Source organism: Phenylobacterium deserti, from assembly GCF_003254705.1.
Taxonomy (GTDB): domain Bacteria; phylum Pseudomonadota; class Alphaproteobacteria; order Caulobacterales; family Caulobacteraceae; genus Phenylobacterium; species Phenylobacterium deserti.
On sequence record NZ_QFYR01000001.1, the window covers coordinates 1,387,564 to 1,404,173 of the forward strand.

At 68.5% G+C, this 16,610-nt stretch carries 14 protein-coding genes and 1 riboswitch; of the genes, 9 read left to right on the forward strand and 5 right to left on the reverse strand.

The window, feature by feature from the left end; all coding sequences use genetic code 11:
* Position 1: 1 nt before the first annotated feature.
* Positions 2 to 1,369: an aminotransferase-like domain-containing protein gene (locus DJ018_RS06970; RefSeq protein ID WP_111514113.1), complete on the reverse strand. Its 1,368-nt coding sequence runs from the start codon at positions 1,367 to 1,369 to the stop codon at positions 2 to 4.
* A 64-nt stretch (positions 1,370 to 1,433) separates the two neighbouring features.
* Here DJ018_RS06970 and DJ018_RS06975 point away from each other — a divergent pair, with 64 nt between their 5' ends.
* Complete coding sequence (locus DJ018_RS06975) at positions 1,434 to 1,871, forward strand: DUF983 domain-containing protein (protein WP_111514114.1); 438 nt, start codon at positions 1,434 to 1,436, stop codon at positions 1,869 to 1,871.
* 7 nt (positions 1,872 to 1,878) lie between these two features.
* Here the strand turns inward: DJ018_RS06975 and DJ018_RS06980 are convergent, their stop codons facing one another.
* Positions 1,879 to 2,304, reverse strand: coding sequence for a hypothetical protein (locus DJ018_RS06980; RefSeq protein ID WP_133254232.1), 426 nt, complete (start codon positions 2,302 to 2,304; stop codon positions 1,879 to 1,881).
* 115 nt (positions 2,305 to 2,419) lie between these two features.
* On the opposite strand from DJ018_RS06980, the gene DJ018_RS06985 reads away from it, so the two are divergent.
* The gene (locus tag DJ018_RS06985) at positions 2,420 to 2,650 is read left to right on the forward strand and encodes a hypothetical protein (protein WP_111514116.1); all 231 of its coding nucleotides are present in this window, start codon (positions 2,420 to 2,422) and stop codon (positions 2,648 to 2,650) included.
* Positions 2,651 to 2,661: 11 nt separating this feature from the next.
* Here the strand turns inward: DJ018_RS06985 and DJ018_RS06990 are convergent, their stop codons facing one another.
* The gene (locus tag DJ018_RS06990) at positions 2,662 to 3,963 is read right to left on the reverse strand and encodes a hypothetical protein (RefSeq protein ID WP_111514117.1); all 1,302 of its coding nucleotides are present in this window, start codon (positions 3,961 to 3,963) and stop codon (positions 2,662 to 2,664) included.
* A 195-nt stretch (positions 3,964 to 4,158) separates the two neighbouring features.
* On the opposite strand from DJ018_RS06990, the gene DJ018_RS06995 reads away from it, so the two are divergent.
* The 6 genes from DJ018_RS06995 (at position 4,159) to nhaA (ending at position 11,027) form a co-directional block, all read left to right on the forward strand.
* Positions 4,159 to 4,512, forward strand: a complete 354-nt coding sequence (locus DJ018_RS06995) for a hypothetical protein (RefSeq protein WP_111514118.1) — start codon at positions 4,159 to 4,161, stop codon at positions 4,510 to 4,512.
* Complete coding sequence (locus tag DJ018_RS07000; protein ID WP_111514119.1) at positions 4,509 to 5,498, forward strand: aspartyl protease family protein; 990 nt, start codon at positions 4,509 to 4,511, stop codon at positions 5,496 to 5,498. The genes DJ018_RS06995 and DJ018_RS07000 overlap by 4 nt, the downstream gene beginning before the upstream one ends.
* Positions 5,499 to 5,681: 183 nt before the next feature.
* Positions 5,682 to 6,224, forward strand: a complete 543-nt coding sequence (locus tag DJ018_RS07005; protein ID WP_240609469.1) for a sigma-70 family RNA polymerase sigma factor — start codon at positions 5,682 to 5,684, stop codon at positions 6,222 to 6,224.
* A gap of 97 nt (positions 6,225 to 6,321) precedes the next feature.
* Entirely contained in the window at positions 6,322 to 7,293 is a 972-nt protein-coding gene (locus DJ018_RS07010) for a FecR family protein (protein WP_111514120.1), read from the forward strand.
* Positions 7,294 to 7,353: 60 nt separating this feature from the next.
* Positions 7,354 to 9,720, forward strand: a complete 2,367-nt coding sequence (locus DJ018_RS07015) for a TonB-dependent receptor (RefSeq protein ID WP_165842814.1) — start codon at positions 7,354 to 7,356, stop codon at positions 9,718 to 9,720.
* An 83-nt stretch (positions 9,721 to 9,803) separates the two neighbouring features.
* Complete coding sequence (nhaA, locus tag DJ018_RS07020) at positions 9,804 to 11,027, forward strand: Na+/H+ antiporter NhaA (protein ID WP_111514716.1); 1,224 nt, start codon at positions 9,804 to 9,806, stop codon at positions 11,025 to 11,027.
* Positions 11,028 to 11,029: 2 nt separating this feature from the next.
* On the opposite strand, the gene DJ018_RS07025 is transcribed toward nhaA, so the two are convergent.
* Complete coding sequence (locus DJ018_RS07025) at positions 11,030 to 13,327, reverse strand: glycoside hydrolase family 3 N-terminal domain-containing protein (RefSeq protein WP_111514122.1); 2,298 nt, start codon at positions 13,325 to 13,327, stop codon at positions 11,030 to 11,032.
* A 106-nt stretch (positions 13,328 to 13,433) separates the two neighbouring features.
* Positions 13,434 to 13,655, forward strand: a riboswitch (cobalamin riboswitch).
* Positions 13,656 to 13,792: 137 nt separating this feature from the next.
* Between DJ018_RS07025 and DJ018_RS07030 the strand changes: the two genes are divergently transcribed.
* Complete coding sequence (locus tag DJ018_RS07030; RefSeq protein WP_111514717.1) at positions 13,793 to 15,604, forward strand: TonB-dependent receptor plug domain-containing protein; 1,812 nt, start codon at positions 13,793 to 13,795, stop codon at positions 15,602 to 15,604.
* Between the two features lie 50 nt (positions 15,605 to 15,654).
* Here DJ018_RS07030 and DJ018_RS07035 read toward each other — a convergent pair whose 3' ends face one another.
* Positions 15,655 to 16,524 (reverse strand): bifunctional regulator KidO, encoded by an 870-nt coding sequence (locus DJ018_RS07035; protein WP_111514123.1) that lies wholly within the window; start codon positions 16,522 to 16,524, stop codon positions 15,655 to 15,657.
* Positions 16,525 to 16,610 lie beyond the last annotated feature (86 nt).

Consider the following 16,610-nt stretch of genomic DNA (forward strand, 5'->3'; position numbering starts at 1 on the left):
CTCAGGACGGTTGAGCGCCGTCCAGCAGCCGCGCCACCTTTTCCAGAGCGGTGGTCAGGACCGCACGCCGCGCCGGCCCGCCCAGGGATATCCGCAGCCCGTTCCGCTCCTGAGTTTCGACCGCGAAGGCTTCGGCCGTTACAAGCGACACGCCGCTGGCCTGGGCGGTGGCCTGCAGCCGGTCAGGATGGATGTGGCTCGGAAGATCGAGCCAGATGTGGATGCTCTCCGCCTCGCCCATCGCCTGAGGCAGCAGGTCGGCGGCGAGCGCCCGGCGCGCTCGCGCCTCGGCTCGCACGCCCGCCAGGAGCCGCTCGGCCTGGCCCTCCCGTATCCAGCTGGCCGCCACCGCCGTCATCAGCGGGGCGGGCATGAGCGACAGCGCGCGCAGGCTCCGGGCCAGCGGCTCGGCCGCTTCAGGCGGCGGGACGATGAAGGCGGTCCGCAGGCCGGGCGTCAGGCATTTGGCCAGCGTCGCTAAATGGAAGCATCGATCAGGCGCCAGGGCGGCGATCGCCTGAACGGGGCGATCGAAGAGCCGCGAGTAGGGATCGTCCTCGATGATCCAGATCCCGTGTCGCTGAGCGATCTGGGCAATCTGCGCCCGTCGCGTCAGCTGCAGGGTGACGGCCGTGGGGTTCTGGGCTGTCGGGATGGTGTAGATCGCCGCCGGTCGGCGCCTCGCACAGATCTCTTCCAGCGCCTCCGGAACAAGGCCGTCGCCGTCGACCGGGCAGGCGGTCAGGTTCAGGCCGTGCGACTGGGCTGCGAGCTTGAACCCGGGATAGGTGAGGGGCTCCACCACCACCTGATCCCCGGGATGGGTGAAGGCGGAAAGGATCGCCGCCAACGCGACCTGCGCACCAGCGCAGACAAGCACCCGCTCGGCCGCCAGATCGCCCAGCGCTGGTCGCAGCCACGCGGCGCCCGCGGCCTTTTGGCCAAGCGTGCCCGCGCCGGGATGGTAGGCCATCAGGGTGGCCGCGTCGGTTCGTTCCAGGATCTCCCGGCAGGCGTCCTTCAGGAGGTTGGCGAGCGAAACGCCGTCCGGTGGCGGCGGCAGGTTCATGGACAGGTCCACCCGCCCGCCCTCGTCTTCTTCCGGCCGTGCTCTCACAAACGTGCCCCGGCCGACGGCGCCGTCCAGCAGCCCCCGTTCCCGCGCGGCGTTGTAGGCCCGGGTGACGGTCGTCAGGTCAACGCCCAGCAGTCCGGCCACCGCGCGCTGCGGCGGCAGCTGGTCGCCTGGTTGCAGTTCGCCCTCGCGGATCGCCGCCTGCAGGGCGTCCAGCACGGAAAGATAGATCGCGCGGCCGCTGCTGCGGTCGACGCGCCGCAGCCAACGTGCGGAGGGATGGTCGGGGGTCATCTTGCCAGCCGGGAAGGTGATCCATACATTATGATTGGATTGTATGCGCCGCAAGCGCCAATGTATGGAGGCCTCCGTGGCCAGCTACGACTCTCCTTCGAGCCTCTCGGCCGGCCTGCGTTGCCGCTGCCCGCGTTGTGGCGAGGGCAAGCTGTTCAGCGGCTTCCTGACCATCGCCAAGTCCTGCGATCGCTGCGGCCTGGACTTCAGCTTCGCCGATCCCGCCGATGGCCCGGCGTTCTTCGTGATGAGCGGCGTAGGCATCCTCGTCACCGCCGCCTGGGCCTGGTGGGCCGTCGCCGCTCAGCCGCCGATCTGGGCGCAATTCGCCGTGGTGGTGCCGGCGTTGGTCGCTGGTTGCCTGGGCACGCTTCGGCCCGTGAAGTCATGGCTGGTCGCGGAGCAATACGCCCACAAGGCTGAGGAGGCGCGTTGGTCCAGCACCGGTCGCCACGGCGAAGGCGGCTTCACCATCGACCGTCGCAAGGCGTCGGATCGCTGAGTCGATCCTAGTTCGGGAGCTCGACGCCCTTTTGCAGGCTCAGGCGGATGGGCGTGCCGCGCAGGTCCTTGCTCGTCCACTCCGATCCCAATCCGCCTGAGGCCGGGAAGTCTGTGCAGTAGCTGATCGGGAGCGGAACAGGCCGGCTCTGCTTCAGGCAGACCTGCTCGCCCTTAAGGGTCCAGGCGCCAGCTATGGGATTGCCGCGTCGGCTGAGACCCCGGAAGCTGCCGTCTTCCTTGAGCCAGATCCTTTGCGTCCGGCCGTCGGGATAGGTGCTGACGACTGTATTTCCGAAAGCGGCCGCGACGCTCTTGGACTGGGGTTTTTCCCCCGCCTGGGCATTCAGCGCAGCGAAGGCGACCTGGGCGCCGAGGATAAGCCGGAAAGTGAACAAGGCCCGTTCGCGCCGAGCCGGAGCTTTGTTTCGCATGACGCCGTTCAACGCAAAGGCTCCGAATAAGATGCGCTAACGCACCGGATACGCTGGACTTATGCCGAGCTTTAGATGAATTGCGCCTGACACCAAGGAAGGATTACGGCGCATCATGGGTGAAGAGATCTCGGCCGAAGCCGAACGCGCCGGCATGCTGGCCGCGCTGCACGCGATCATCGTCGGCACCCTTTCGACGCTGAAGCGCAAGGGCGTCCTGACCGACCAGGACCTGGACCAGTTGTTCGAGGCGGGCCTGGTGACCTTCGAACGTGGCGAGCAGGACGAAACCCGTCAGGCGGCCCGGCTCACCCTCGAGATCCTCGCCCGCAGCCTGCGGGGCTGACGCAGCAAGGGCTACTTGCCCTTGCCGCCGCCCTTATCGCCACCGCCGCCGCCGCCCTTGTGGCCGCCGCCGTGCTCGCCACGGTCTGGTTTGCCGCCGCCGCGGTTTTCGGCGTGGCCACGTTCGGCGCCTGCGCGATCAGGCTTGCCGCCGCCCCGGTCAGCCTGCGCCATCTGCATGGGGCGGCCGCCGCCATGCTCGCTCCGACGCTCGGCCCGCTCGTGCCGCTCGGGTCTGGCGCGTTCACGCTCCGGCCGCTGGGCGTTGGCGTCGCGACCTGCGTTTGCGGCCGCGCGGGCGAACTGACGCTCCGGTCCCCTATCACGCCGCTCTTCACGCCGCTCTTCCCTGCGAGCTTCCTGTCGGCCGTGCTGGCGATCTTGATGGCGCGCCTCCTGGCGAGCCTCCCGCCGGGCTCCCTTCAGGTCCGGGCCTCGGTGCTCGCGCCCCGCCCGCTCAGGACCACGATCTTGCCGAAGGCGCCGCTCCTGACCTCCCTCGTGGCGCCAGTTCCGGTCATCCGCCCGCAGCGGCGCACCCGGCGCGTGCCGGTAGTCCACCGGCTGGGGCCGTTCCTTGTACCAGCCGCGATGCAGGCCGTTGTCGTGGCGCGTCCGGAATTCACGCCAGGGCTCATAGCTCTCCGCTGAGCGGAACCAGCGGTCCTGCGCGGCCCAGAACAGGGGCTCGCGGTCCATCCAAGCCGTCTGCCGCACGTCCATACGCGGCGAGCCGCGCCAGGCCTCATGCAGGTCATAGGCGTGCGCCCAGTAGCGGCCGGCCGGTTCGGCGTACCGAGGATAATCGTCCATCCCCAGCAGCGCGCCAGCCGCCGTGAACACCGCCAGCAGCACGCCGTTTTCGCCGTAAGCGTAGCCATAGTCGTCATCACGGACGTAGTATGGGTAGGCGTCGCCTTCCTCGTAGTAATAGTAGCGGTAGCCGTCATCGATCGGCTCGGCGAACATCATTCCGTCGTCGCCATTCCAAGCCCATCGCTGGTCGTCTTCGTAGGCGAAGCCGTAGTCCGGCGCTTCCCGGTAGGCCGCGCGATCGAAGCGGTAGGCGCGCTCGGGATAGAGGTAAGCTTGCTCCGGCGGCAAATTGGCCACAGGCGCAGGCGGCGCCTCCGGCAGCTCGAGCAGGGCGCCGTCGTAAGGGGCGGGTGCATAGGCCGTCTCGAGCGGCGCCGTCTCACCACGAGCCAACAGCGGCCGGTTGTCGATCTTGCAGCCTGCCAGCGCCAGCGTAGCGGCTCCGCCCATCAGAAGGGCGGCGAGCCGAAGGGAGGCGTTTCGGTCGGGTCGGGTCATGGGTCTCGTCCGTACTGCACGCCGCAAGGCGCCACCGACCGTCGAGCCTGCCCGTCACCGGCTGTACGGCCGCTGAACTAACGCAGCGCTTGTGTCGGGGTTGCGACCGAGCCTTAAGCGTGGCTCTTGGTGCGAGTTCGGACGGTGAACTTCCCTTGCCGCCGGTCATTCAAGGGGAACAACCGAGGGCCTCTCATGACCGATCAGCACAACACCGGGGACGAGCGCCAAGGCGCCACCGCCGCCCAGCTCAAGCGCGACTACGAAGCCGGCCGCACCGGCGCCAAAGTGGGCGGCCTGGACCCCGGCGCCTCGCCGCTCGGCACGGACACAGAAGCGGGCGGCACCCAGCTCGATCCGCAACTGCTCGCCGAAGCGCGGGCCTTGGAGACCGCAGGGCCTGACAGCCGCGGAGCGAAAGCCAACGCCGCTACGCCCGAGCTTCAGCCGAACGCCAAGATGGGACCGCAGCGCAATCTAGTGCTTGCAGGTCTCGTCGGCGTCGTCGCGGCGGCGGGTCTGGCGGCTCTCTTGTTCGTCGCGCTTTGAGTCCGCCCCGTCCGCATCGCCGCAACGTACTTGGCCAGCTCCTTCTTCTGGGGGCTGGTGGCGCGGCGATCTGGGCGGCGCGCAATCACCTCCTGTGGCCTGACCCGGAGGTCGCCTTCACGGGCGGCGCGGCGAGCAGCGGCTGGATCGACTTGCCCGCTCGCGGCGGCCTTGTGGATCTTCCGGCGCGCATCAAGGGTGTTTGGTTCCGCGCGGTGGTGGACTCCGGCGCACAGTACTCGGCGATCGACGCCGCGCTGGCCCAGAGGCTGAAGCTTCCGGCGGCCACACCCATTCCGATGGTGGCGTTCGGCGTCAGCGGCCAGCCAAGCATCACCCGCTCGGTCACCCTGGATCTGGACGTGGGTGACGACCGGGCCATGCAGATCACCGGCCTCCGAGCGGCGACCCTGAACCTCAGCCCGCTTTCCGGCCTCACGGCTCAGCCCTTTTCCATGCTGCTCGGCCGGGACTTCCTGCGGGCGGTGGCGGCCGACATCGACTTCCCACGGCGGCGTGCCGCCTTCTTCAAGCCTGACGCCTGGACCGCGCCGCAGGGCGCCGTCGCCGCGCCCGTCCAGATGCGCAACGGCGCTCTCTTCGCGGCCGTGAAGGTGGAGGACGCGCCTCCGGTCGAGGTCATGGTGGACACGGGCGCCACCGGCGCGCTCGCCCTTTCGGAGGAAGCGGCGCAGGCGGCTGGCCTGTTCGATGGGCGCGACGTGCAGCGCACCCACTCGATCACCCTCGGCGGTGTGAGCCAAGATCGCATCGTCCGGGCGGAGCGGATCGGCTTCGCAGGGCAGGTCTTCCCCGACGTGCCGGTTCAGATCTACTCCCCCTCCTTGAAGGCCGCGATTCCTGGCGGGCTTCTTGGGCTGGGCGTTCTCGGGCGCTACCGGGTCGGCATGGACCTAGGGCGCGGCCGCTTGCACCTCCAAGGCCCCGCGCCTGGGCCTGCTCCGGCCCGCCGACGGCGGCGCTAGGCCGCTTCCCGCGGCTCGGGGCCCGTTCCGACAGGATGGTGGCGTGCTGCGCGGTTCTGCGTCACACCTCCTCAAGGTTTGGCGGACCAAATGGGCGGATGAGCAGGCGCATACCTTTCCGTGCGAGTGGGTCGAACGACTCCACGCCGGCGAGAGCGTTCGCCGATTGGCTGGGCGCGCGCTGTGCCTGAAATCCACGACCGACCGCCTGACGGCGGCGATGCTCTTCTGCACGCCTATTTCGAGCGTCGCGCCAATCTGGTGCGGTTCTTCGCGGCTCGGACCGGCTCGCTTGCGGCGGCCGAAGACCTTGCTCAGGATCTCTACCTGAAGGTCGCCGGTCGTGAGGCGGAGGGCGAGGTGCAGTCGCCTGTGGCGATGCTCTACCGCATGGCGACCAATCTGCTGCTCGACCGCGCTCGCGGCGAACGTCGCAGCGCCGCCCGCGATGGCGCTTGGCGGGAGGCGACGGGGTCCGCCGTCGGCGGCGAGGACCTTGCGCAGGAGCCGCCGGCCGACGAGGCGGTGGCCTCACGCCAGCGCCTGCGCCAGCTCGTTGAGGCGGTGGGCGAGCTGCCGCCGCAGATGCAGCGGGCGTTTCGTCTTCACAAGCTGGAAGGCTTCAGCCATGCCGAGACTGCCCGCGCGATGGGTGTTTCGGTCAAGGCCGTCGAGAAGCACATCAGCGGAGCCCTGAAGGCCCTCACCCGAAGGCTCGCACGGTGAACAACCTGAAATTGAGATATTTTTTCGGGGGGGAAGGCCGATCCACGGCGTCTTCCTCGATGTCGGGCGATCAATGGGGATCGCTCTGGAAGGGCCCATGACCGGCGCGATCGACCGCAACGATGCACGCCTCGAGGAGGCCAGCGAATGGATCGTGCGCCTCCAACGGGGCGGCGAGGCCGAAGCGCTGGCTTTCGACGCCTGGCTGCAGTCGAGCGAGGCCAACCGCCAGGCGTTCGACAGCGTCATGGGGGTGCTGGACGAGATTGGCTCCGCGGCCCCGCAGCTGCGGGCTGAAGACGCCGTCCAGCGGCGCCGACCTGAACCTCGTTTCAGCCGCCGCTTCTATTTGGGGCTGGGCGGCTTGGCGGCGGCCGCGGCCGTGGCTGTGGCGGTGGCGCCGCAGGCGCTGCTCGCGCCGGCCACCGAAACCTACACCACGGCTGTCGGTCATAAGCGGACCCTGAGCCTTGCCGACGGCTCCATCGTCGAGATGAACGTCGCCTCCCGCATGGAGGTGACCCTCGCCCGTAAGGAGCGTCGGGTCGTGATGGGCGAGGGCGAGGCCGTGTTTGACGTCGCTCACGACGCCCGTCGCCCGTTCCTGATCCATGCGGGTGATCGCACGGTCCGGGTGGTCGGCACGCGGTTCGACGTCCGCCATCGCGGCGACCAGCTGTCCGTCACCGTGGCGGAGGGCTTGGTGGAGGTTCGCTCCGGGGAGAAGGGGCGCACCTTCCGGCTTCGTCCCGGCCAGCGACTCGACCATCGCGCGGGTTCGGCCCAGGTGCAGGTGGCCCAGGCTTCGCCCGAAGAGGTGTTTGGCTGGCGTGTCGGTCGGCTGGTCTACCGCGATCGGCCACTCCGCGAAGTGGTGGCCGACCTGAATCTTCATTTCCCCCAACCGCTGCGTGTCGAGGACGAGCGACTGGCTTCCACTCGCGTCTCCGGCGTCCTTGTTCTCGACGATCAACCCGCGGTTATTCGTCGCCTTGGCTTGCTCACACCGATCAGCGCGGTACCTTCCGAGCGGGGGATACTGCTTCGCCGGCCCGCCGGTACGAAGTGATGACAAGGGCCTGGGGCGATAGTCAGCGTACAGAACAGTCTCGCGGCTGCGATCGTCGGCGTGAGCGTGGTTGCCGCCGCCTCTCAGGCTGAGGCTGCGCCGGTCCGCCGCTTCGATGTCGGACCGAACACCTATTCCGAAGCGCTCATCGAGCTCGCCATCCAAGGGCAGGTCTCCTTGCTGGGCGCCTCCAGCTGCCGAGGCCACAGCCGGACCAGTCTGCGTGGCGCCTACACGGTGGAGGAAGCGCTGCGCCGGCTGCTTGCAGGTGCGCCTTGCCGTTTCGTGGTGGTGGGGGGCGATACGGTCCGGATCAGCGCGGCGGCAGCGCCTGTGGTGCAGACCCGGCTCGCCGACGCGGGCACGAGCGCGCCGCTGCCCCAGCCAACGGCGCCGCTGCTGACGGAAGTGACGGTCACCGCCGCCAAGCGGCGACAGTCGCTGGACGACCTGCCCTTGCCGGTCACGGTTCTGTCCAACCAGGAACTGCAGGTCACCGCGGCGACGGATGCGGGGGAGGCGAGCGGGCAGATCGCCGGCTTGCTGACCACCAATCTCGGCCCCGGGCGCGACAAGATCATGCTGCGGGGCCTGTCGGACGGCGCCTTCACCGGGCGCGCACGATCGACCGTCACCACAGTGCTCGACGACGCCCCGCTGAACTACGCTGCGCCCGACCCGGACCTGCGCCTGGCGGATGTCGAGCGCCTGGAAGTCATCCGCGGTCCGCAAGGCACGCTTTACGGCGCAGGCGCGCTCAGCGGCGTCTACCGCATCGTTACGCGCAAGCCGGACCTGCAGGAGCCTCGGGCTGGCGTTCAGGCCAGCTATGCGACGACCAAGGACGGCTCGCCTAGCTCGTCCCTGGACGGCTATGTATCGATCCCCATCGTGCAGGACCGGGTCGGCCTGCGGCTGGTCGCGTACGAGGAACGCCGTGGCGGCTTCCTTGATAACGTCGCCCTGCGTGAGTCCGACGTGGATTCCACCGAACGTAGAGGTGCCCGTCTGGCGCTGCGGATTGCGGCCACCCCGAATTGGACCATCGACCTTGCAGGCGTCGCCCAGGATCTGGAAAGCCGCGACAGCCAGTACAGCACGGCCGCATCCTTCTGGCGGGAAACCAGCGTCGCGGAGACCCATTCCAACCACTTCGGACAGCTGGCTCTGACCGTTCGGGGCAGTCTGCCCTTTGCCGACGTGACCTCGTCCACATCGTTCGTGCGCCACAGCTACGTGAGCCAGCATGACGCCACCGCCGCCTTCGGCGCTGTCGGAACGCCGATTGCGATTGCGGTCTACCGAGAGCCGCTGAAGCTGAAGATGCTGACACAGGACATCTTCTTGAGCTCACAAGGCGGCGGCGCCGTGCGCTGGCTGGGCGGCTTCTATGGCGTCAGTTCCTTAGAGGCCATGACGCCGACGCTTGAGATGGGCTGGCCCGGCGTTCCACAATTCGAAGCCTATCGGGAGCAGCGCGACGAGCGCATGCGTGAGATGGCGCTCTATGGCGAAGTCGAATGGGAGGTCTGGCGCGGCTGGAATTTGGGGCTCGGCATCCGGGTGTTCGACACGCACCTCAAGGTGCGGTCCGACGTCGACCAGTTGGATCCATACGACCGGCACGTGCACAGACGCCTGGATTACTCGGGCGCCTCCCACAGGGTTTCTCTTCACCGCGATCTGGGCGATGGCGATCTGGTCTATGCACTCTATTCGGAAGGCCACCGGCCCGGCGGCTTGAACACCTCAGGCTTTTTCCAGCCCCTGGAGAACTGGACGGAGTACGAGTCCGATCGGCTGCACAATCTGGAGGTAGGCGGTCGCCTGACCACCTTTGGCGATCGCCTGACCCTCCAAGGCGCGGTGTTTTTCGAGCGCTGGAACGAGGTCCAGACGTACCAATTTCTTTGGCCGACCGGCTTCTACTATGCCGACAACGTCGGCGACGCCGATCTGCTCGGCGCCGAACTGGAGGCCGCCTATGACTTCGATTGGGGCCTGACGCTCAAAGGCAACGCCCTTCTCACCGGGTCACGAGTGGTCGACCCGAACCCTTTGTTCGCCCTGCGGGTAGTGGACACCTTGCCTGGCGCCCCGACGTTCTCCGGCGGCGTGCTGGCCGCTTACGAACGACCTCTGAGAGGTAAGGTCGCGATGCGCCTGCTGGGCGACATCAGCTACGTCGGGCGCTCCGGCCTGTCCTTCGACGCGGTGCTTTCGCCGCGCATGGGCGATTTCCTGCGCACGCGCCTTTCGGCCCAGCTCGTGGGCGCTCACTGGACGGCTGAGCTGTTCGTGTCCAACCCAACCAACAGCAAATCCGACACCTTCGCCTACGGCAACCCATGGAGCCTCGGCCTGGTGAACCAGGCGACCCCGCTTCGGCCGCGGACGCTGGGCGTGACGCTCAGCGCCGCCTATTAACCGCGGGAATCCAGGAACTCACCGCATCCTTTCCGGACCGGTTCCGGTTGCCTGCCGACGGCATCATCGATAGCGGGATGAGGATGAGCGAAAAGCTGAAGCTTCGACGGCGCTGGTCCGTCATGCGTGACTTCTTCGATCAGTCGGCTTCAGGCGGTTACGTGCTGATGGCTGCGGCGGCGCTTGCGCTGGTCGTGGCCAACTCTCCGCTGGCCGACTCCTACTTCGGCGCCCTGAACGCCCATCTCGGGGTCAACGTCGGACCGCTGCACCTGGACGAAAGCGTCCTGCACTGGATCAACGACGGGCTGATGGCCCTGTTCTTCCTGCTGGTGGGGCTTGAGATCAAACGCGAGGTTTTGGACGGCCAGCTGTCGCGCCCCTCGCGCGTCCTGCTTCCAGGCTTGGCGGCGGCGGGCGGCATCTTGCTGCCTGCGATCATCTTCCTGGCGTTCAACGCTGGCAATGCTGAGACGCGGGACGGCTGGGCCATTCCCGCAGCGACCGACATCGCCTTCGCGCTAGGCGTGCTCGCTCTTGCCGGCGACCGGGTGCCGAGCTCGCTGAAGATCTTCCTCACAGCCATCGCCGTGATGGATGACCTCGCTGCGATCATCATCATCGCCCTGTTCTACACCGCCGAGCTTCACGTCTGGGCTTTGGGCGGAGCAGCTGCGTGCCTGGCGGCGCTGATCGTCTTCAATCGCCTGCGCCTGATGAAGCTCTGGCCGTATCTTCTGGTGGGCCTGATCATGTGGTGGTTTGTGCTGGAAAGCGGGGTGCACGCCACCCTTGCCGGCGTCGCGCTCGCCATGACCATTCCCCTGGTCAAATCGCCGGGCTGCCCCGACCATCCCCACTCGCCGCTGCACCGGCTGGAACACGCCCTGCACAAGCCCGTCGCCTTTCTCGTGGTGCCGATCTTCGGTTTCGCCAACGCCGGTTTGTCCCTGGCCGGCATCGGGCTTGCCGAAGCCCTCGCCCCGCTGCCGCTGGGCGTGATGCTGGGACTCTTCCTGGGCAAGCAGCTCGGCGTGTTCCTGGTGACCCTAGCCATCGTTCGGCTGGGCTGGTCCGACATGCCGAAGTACGCCTCGGTGGGACAGCTCTATGGCGTGTCCGTTCTGTGCGGGATTGGCTTCACCATGAGCCTGTTCATCGGCAATCTGGCCTTCACGGACCCGCTCCTGATCGACGAGACCAAGATCGGCGTCTTCACCGGCTCGGTGATCTCGGCGCTTGTCGGCTTGCTGATCCTGAAGTTCACCAAGGCGGACATCCCGAAGGCTGTCCGCCCGGCCGGCTGACCTCAGGCGACGGTGGTCGGCGTGACGATGGCCGCTGCGGGCTCGGCGCCCCAGCCGTCCGCCGTGATCGTGAAGCTGGAACGCGACCGGATGTCCTCCGAGGACGCGCCCACCATCACTTCGATCAGCCCCTTCTGGATCCGCCAGCGGCCGGCCTCCCAGAATGCGGTCTGAGCGGCGGCGAGCCGGAAGCTCACGCGGCGGGTCTCGCCGGGCCGCAGCGTCAGGCGCTTGAAGCCGCGCAACTCCTTCACCGGCCGCGCGGTCGCGGCCACCGGGTCGCGCATGTAGAGTTGGACCACCTCGTCCGCGGTGACCTTGCCTGTGTTGGTGATTGCGACGGTGATCGCCACCGAGCCGTCGGGCCCGACCTCGCGGCGATCCAGCGTCACCTCGGAATAGCGGAAATCTGCGTACGACAGGCCATGCCCGAACGGGAACAGCGGCCCCACGTCTACGTCCATGTAGCGGGCCGTGTCCTTGGCCAGGTCCGGATCCGCCGGTCGGCCGGTAGGCGGATGGGCGTAATAGGCCGGCGCGCCGCCGGAAGCCCGGGGCATGCCCACGGGCAGCTTGCCGCCTGGCGCAACCTTTCCGAACAGCACGTCGACGATCGCCGGGCCGCTCTCCACCCCGAGGAACCAGGTCTCCAGCGCCGCAGGGGCGCGGGTCAGCACGTCGGCAAGCGCAAGCGGGCGACCGTTCATCAGCACCACCACCACAGGCTTGCCGGTGTCCAGCACCGCCTTGGCGAGCGCGGCTTGCGGGGCGGGCAGGTTGATGTCGGCTCGGCTGCGGGCCTCCCCGCTGTGGTCATAGTCTTCGCCGATCACCAGCAGCGTCAGGTCCGCCGCCTGCGCCACCGCGACGGCGGCTGGGACGCCGGCAAGGTTCGCGTCGCGCGTTCCTGCACCCGGCTCATAGGTGATCTGCACGCGTGACCCGGCGCTTTCGCGCAAAGCCGTGAGCAGGGTCTTGGCCTCCTCCGCTTGACCTCGGGCGCGCCAGGATCCCAGAGCGCTGGACGCATCGTCCGCCAGGGCGCCGACGACTGCGATACGGCGAACGCTTGGCGCGATCGGCAGCAGGCCGCCCTCGTTCTTCAGCAGCACCATAGACTTGTGCGCCGCCTCGCGGGCGATCGCCCGGTGCGCGGGCGACAGCATCACGGTCTTTTCTCGCGCCGGATCGCCGAAGCGATAGGGGTCTTCAAAGAGTCCCAGTCGCGCCTTGGTCATCAGAACCCGGCCGACGGAGCGGTCGAGGTAGGGCATAAGCGAGGGATCGGCGGCGATCGCTTCCCGCAGGGCGCCCACATAGATGCCGCCCGCCATGTCCATGTCGACGCCGGCCTTCAGCGCCAGAGCGGCGGCTTCGGCGGGCGTCCCGGCCACCCCGTGGGGGATCAGCTCGGCGATGGCGCCCCAGTCGCTGACGATCAGACCGTCCCACTTCCAGCCGTCGCGCAACAGGCCTTCATTGAGGGGCGCGTTGGCGTGCATCGGCGTGCCGCTCACCTCGTTGAACGCCGTCATGAAGGTCGCTGCGCCGGCCTTCGCCGAAGCGTAGAAGGGCGGCAGATAGACTTCCTGCAGCGTGCGGTCCGAAAGCTCGGCTCGGTCGTAGTCGCGTCCGCCTTCCGCCGCCCCGTAAGCGACGAAGTGCTTGGCGCAAGACAGCACGACGTCTTTGCCCCTCAGATCGTCACCCTGGTAGCCCTGCACGTGCGCCACCGCGATCGCCGAGCCGAGGAAAGGATCCTCGCCGGCGCCCTCCACGATGCGACCCCAGCGGGGGTCGCGGGCGATGTCCACCATGGGCGAGAAGGTCCAGTGCAGGCCGGCCACGGAGGCTTCGACCGCGGCCATGCGGGCGACCTTGCGCGCGACCTCGGGCTCAAAGCTCGCCGCGATGCCAAGCGGCACGGGATAGATGGTCCGGAAGCCGTGGATCACGTCCATGGCGAACAGCAGCGGGATCTTCAGCCGGCTCTCTTCCACCGCCACGCGCTGCAGGTCGCGCAGGAACTGGGCTCCCATGACGTGGAGGTACGAGCCGACGCCGCCACGGCGAACCAGGTCGAGGGCCGCGGCGTCGATCCTGGAGTTCAGCGCCTTCTGCCGCCCGCCGGCGGGTTGGTTCAGCTGGCCGAACTTCTCCTCCAGCGTCATCTGAGCCAACAGGTCCTGCACGCGGCGCACATGCTCAGGCCGGGCAGGCAAGGCGTGCGCCGCCGGCGACAGCGCTGTCACGGTCAGGGCTGCGCCACCTGCTAAAACCGTCCTGCGGCTCGCTTCCATGGGAGATCTCCAGCTGTCGCGCCGGCCAGCTAAGGCTCGGCTTTGCAGCCCGCTTAGCACGGACCCGTGTTCGACCGCGACTTGCCTCGAGCGGCGAAGAGCGGCATCTACCGCGCCGTGATGGCGGTCCCCTTCGATCGGGGGCCAAGAGGGAACGGGGTGCGGCGAGCCTGCTCGCGAATCCCCGGCTGTGCCCGCAACTGTGAGCGGCGAGGACGCCGCCCGATCCGCTTCTTGTCGAGGCGGCGCCACTGGGAAACCGGGAAGGCGAGGGCGGCTCATCCGATGACCCGCAAGCCAGGAGACCTGCCGCCGTCCGTCGCTCGTCCGTAGGCCCGGGACCAGGCCAGCGGCGCGGAAGGCTTTCTTCCCCTGCAGCGACTCTCATCGGTCCCGCCGTTGGACCATGCAATGCTGCACGCCTGCCCGACGGCCTCGGGGCCGGTTTATGGGGGCTTTCAGACCATGCGGTCTCTCCTAATTACGTCCGCGGCCATCGCCGCTCTGCTTCCCGCCGCCGCTCTTGCCGAGGACGCGCAAGTCAGCGAGGTGGTCGTCACCTCCACCCGCCTGCCGAGCGAAGTCTGGGAGGTCACCGGCGCACGGGTGATCGACCGCGCTGAACTCCAGGCGCGCCAGAGCGTGTTCCTCACGGATGTGCTGACGACCCTTCCCGGCGTCGGGATCACCCGTAACGGCGCCTTTGGCGGGGTTTCGGCGATCCGCATCCGCGGGGCCGGCGCCGACAAGACCTTGGTGCTGGTGGACGGGGTGCCGGTCGGCGATCCCGCCGATCCCAACGGCGCCTTCGACCCGTCCAATGTTCAGGCTTCGGATGAACGCATCGAGCTGCTCTCCGGTCCTCAAGGCTCGCTGTGGGGCTCGGAGGCGATCGGGGGCGTGGTGGCGCTGACCACGCGCGAGGTGGACGGGCTGCGGCTGGAACTCGAAGGCGGCTCGTTCGAGACGGTTCGGGGCTATGCTGCGGCGGGCGTGTCCGAAGACGCCTACGCGCTGAACGGTTCGGTCGGCGGCTTCCGCACCGACGGGATCTCGAAGGCGGCGAGCGGGTCGGAAGACGATGGCTACGAGACCTTCAGCGCCAACGTGGGCGGCCGCTGGCGCGCTTCGGACGCGGTGCAGCTGGACGGCCGCATCCGCTACACCGAAAGCGAGATCGACATCGACGGCTACCCGGCGCCGACCTACGAGCTGGGCGATACGCCGGACCGCAACAAGAGTCGCGCCTGGTCAGGCTTCGCCCGCGCCACTGTAGACGCCCTCGGCCTGACCCATGCCTTCAGCGTCAGCGCTTATGACCTGACCCGGACCAACATCTCCGACTTCCCCGCCCGCTACAGCGCGGAGCGGCAGGTGTGGCGCTGGACGGCGCAGAAGGGCGAGGCCGCCGATCCGCTGGCCTTCGTGGCCGGCGCTGAGCGGCAGGATACCCAGGCCGATCTCGACGGGCGCGACAGCACCGACCTGTCCGTGACCTCCGTGTTCGGCGTGCTTCGCGCCCGGGCTGGCGAGCGCCTGACCCTGACCAGCAGCCTTCGCTACGACGACCCCGACCAGTTCAAATCCCGCGGCACGGGCCGGCTGTCCGCGGCCTTCGATGCAGGTGCCGGGTTCACCGTCACGGCGTCGGCGGGCCAAGGCTTCAAGATCCCCACCATCAGCCAAGTAATTTGCGACTTCTGCTTTGCGCCTCCGCTGGCGCTTAAGCCGGAGCGGGCCGAAGGCTACGATCTGCGGCTGGGCTGGGGCTCGGACGACGGGCGCTTCAGCGGCGCGCTCACCGGTTATCGGCTCAAGGTCCGCGACCAGATTTCGTACCGGAACTCCCGCTACGAGAACATCGCCCAGACCCGGTCGAGCGGCCTGGAAGCGGAAGCCAGCGCCCAGCTAGCCACGGCTTGGCAGGTGCGGCTGGCCTACGCCTGGACGGACGCCATCGATGTCTCGACCGGAGCCAGCCTGCTGCGGGTGCCTGATCACGCGGGCTCCGCCAGCCTGTTCTACCTGGAAGGCCCCTGGGAGGCGGCCCTGACCTTCCGCGCCGAGAGCAGTCAGTCCGACACGGCGACCGATGGCTTCACGCCGACGGTGCGCGACGGCTTCGTCACGGCCGATCTCGCTGGCGCTTACCGGTTGAACGACCAGATCACCCTGACCGCAAGGGTCGAGAACCTGGCGGACAGGGGCTATCAGGAAACGTTCGGCTACGGCGAGCCGGGCCGGGCAGTGTTCGTTGGCGTGCGGCTTAGCCGATAGGCGCGCGCCTCATCCCGGACGGCCGAAAGGCCGCTCCGGGACCGAGGAAGTCAGGCTGCGGCCCAGGCGCCCAGCGCTTCCGGATCGTCGATGGCCATCTCGTCCCAGTTCAGATCCGGCGGGGGCGAGGCGGCCGCGGCGACCACCGCGCTCATCTCGGCGGCAGACGTCACGCCCACCAGCACGGTGGAGGCTTCCGGTCGCGACAGGGCGAAGCCCAGCGCGGCCTGCAACGGGTCCGAACGTCCTTCAGCGATCAGCCGGCGCGCGCGGGAGATGCGGCCCGCGGCCGCTTTCAGGTGGCTCGGCGCACGGTCCGGCGGCAGGAACAGCACGCCGTTCAGGAAGATCGAGCGCAGCTGGACCTCGATGTCCATCTCGCGCAGCTCCGACAAGGTGCCGTCGATCAGCAGGCGCTGGTCGAGCAGCGAGGCGGGCGCCTGGACCACGTCCGGCTTGAAGCGGCGCGCCAGTCGGACCGGATCGTCGGAAGCATAGACGGACACGCCGATGCGGTTGCACAGGCCGCCGTCGCGCAGCGCTCGCAGGCGATCCCACAGGGCGGGACCCAGCGGGCTGAGAAGATCGGTGGCCGAAGGGGCCAGAATGGTGTCCACGCGCTCCACGCCCAGCCGGCGCAGCTGCCCACGGATCTCGGCCTCTGCGAAATCGGGCCCGCGATCGGGACGGACGGTGGTCACGGTGATGCGGAACGGCGCTGGGCGCGGCAGCACCTGGCCGATCTGGGTTTCGGCGGGCGCGCTGTGGCGGCCGACCTCGAGCACGTTCAACCCGGACCGCGCGGCGATCGACAGGATTTCACGGGCTTCCACGTCGCGGGGACGACCCCGCGCCGGCGTCGCGCCGTCGAGGCCGAATTGCCCCGTGGCGAGGCCGAGCTTGGTCAAAGGTGAAGTCATGAAGCTAAGGTCGGGGGCGTCCTTATGAGCCCGCATCCTGGACCCGGGATGCCTAAGAACAGGTATCCAGGAGATTAGCGGGGAGT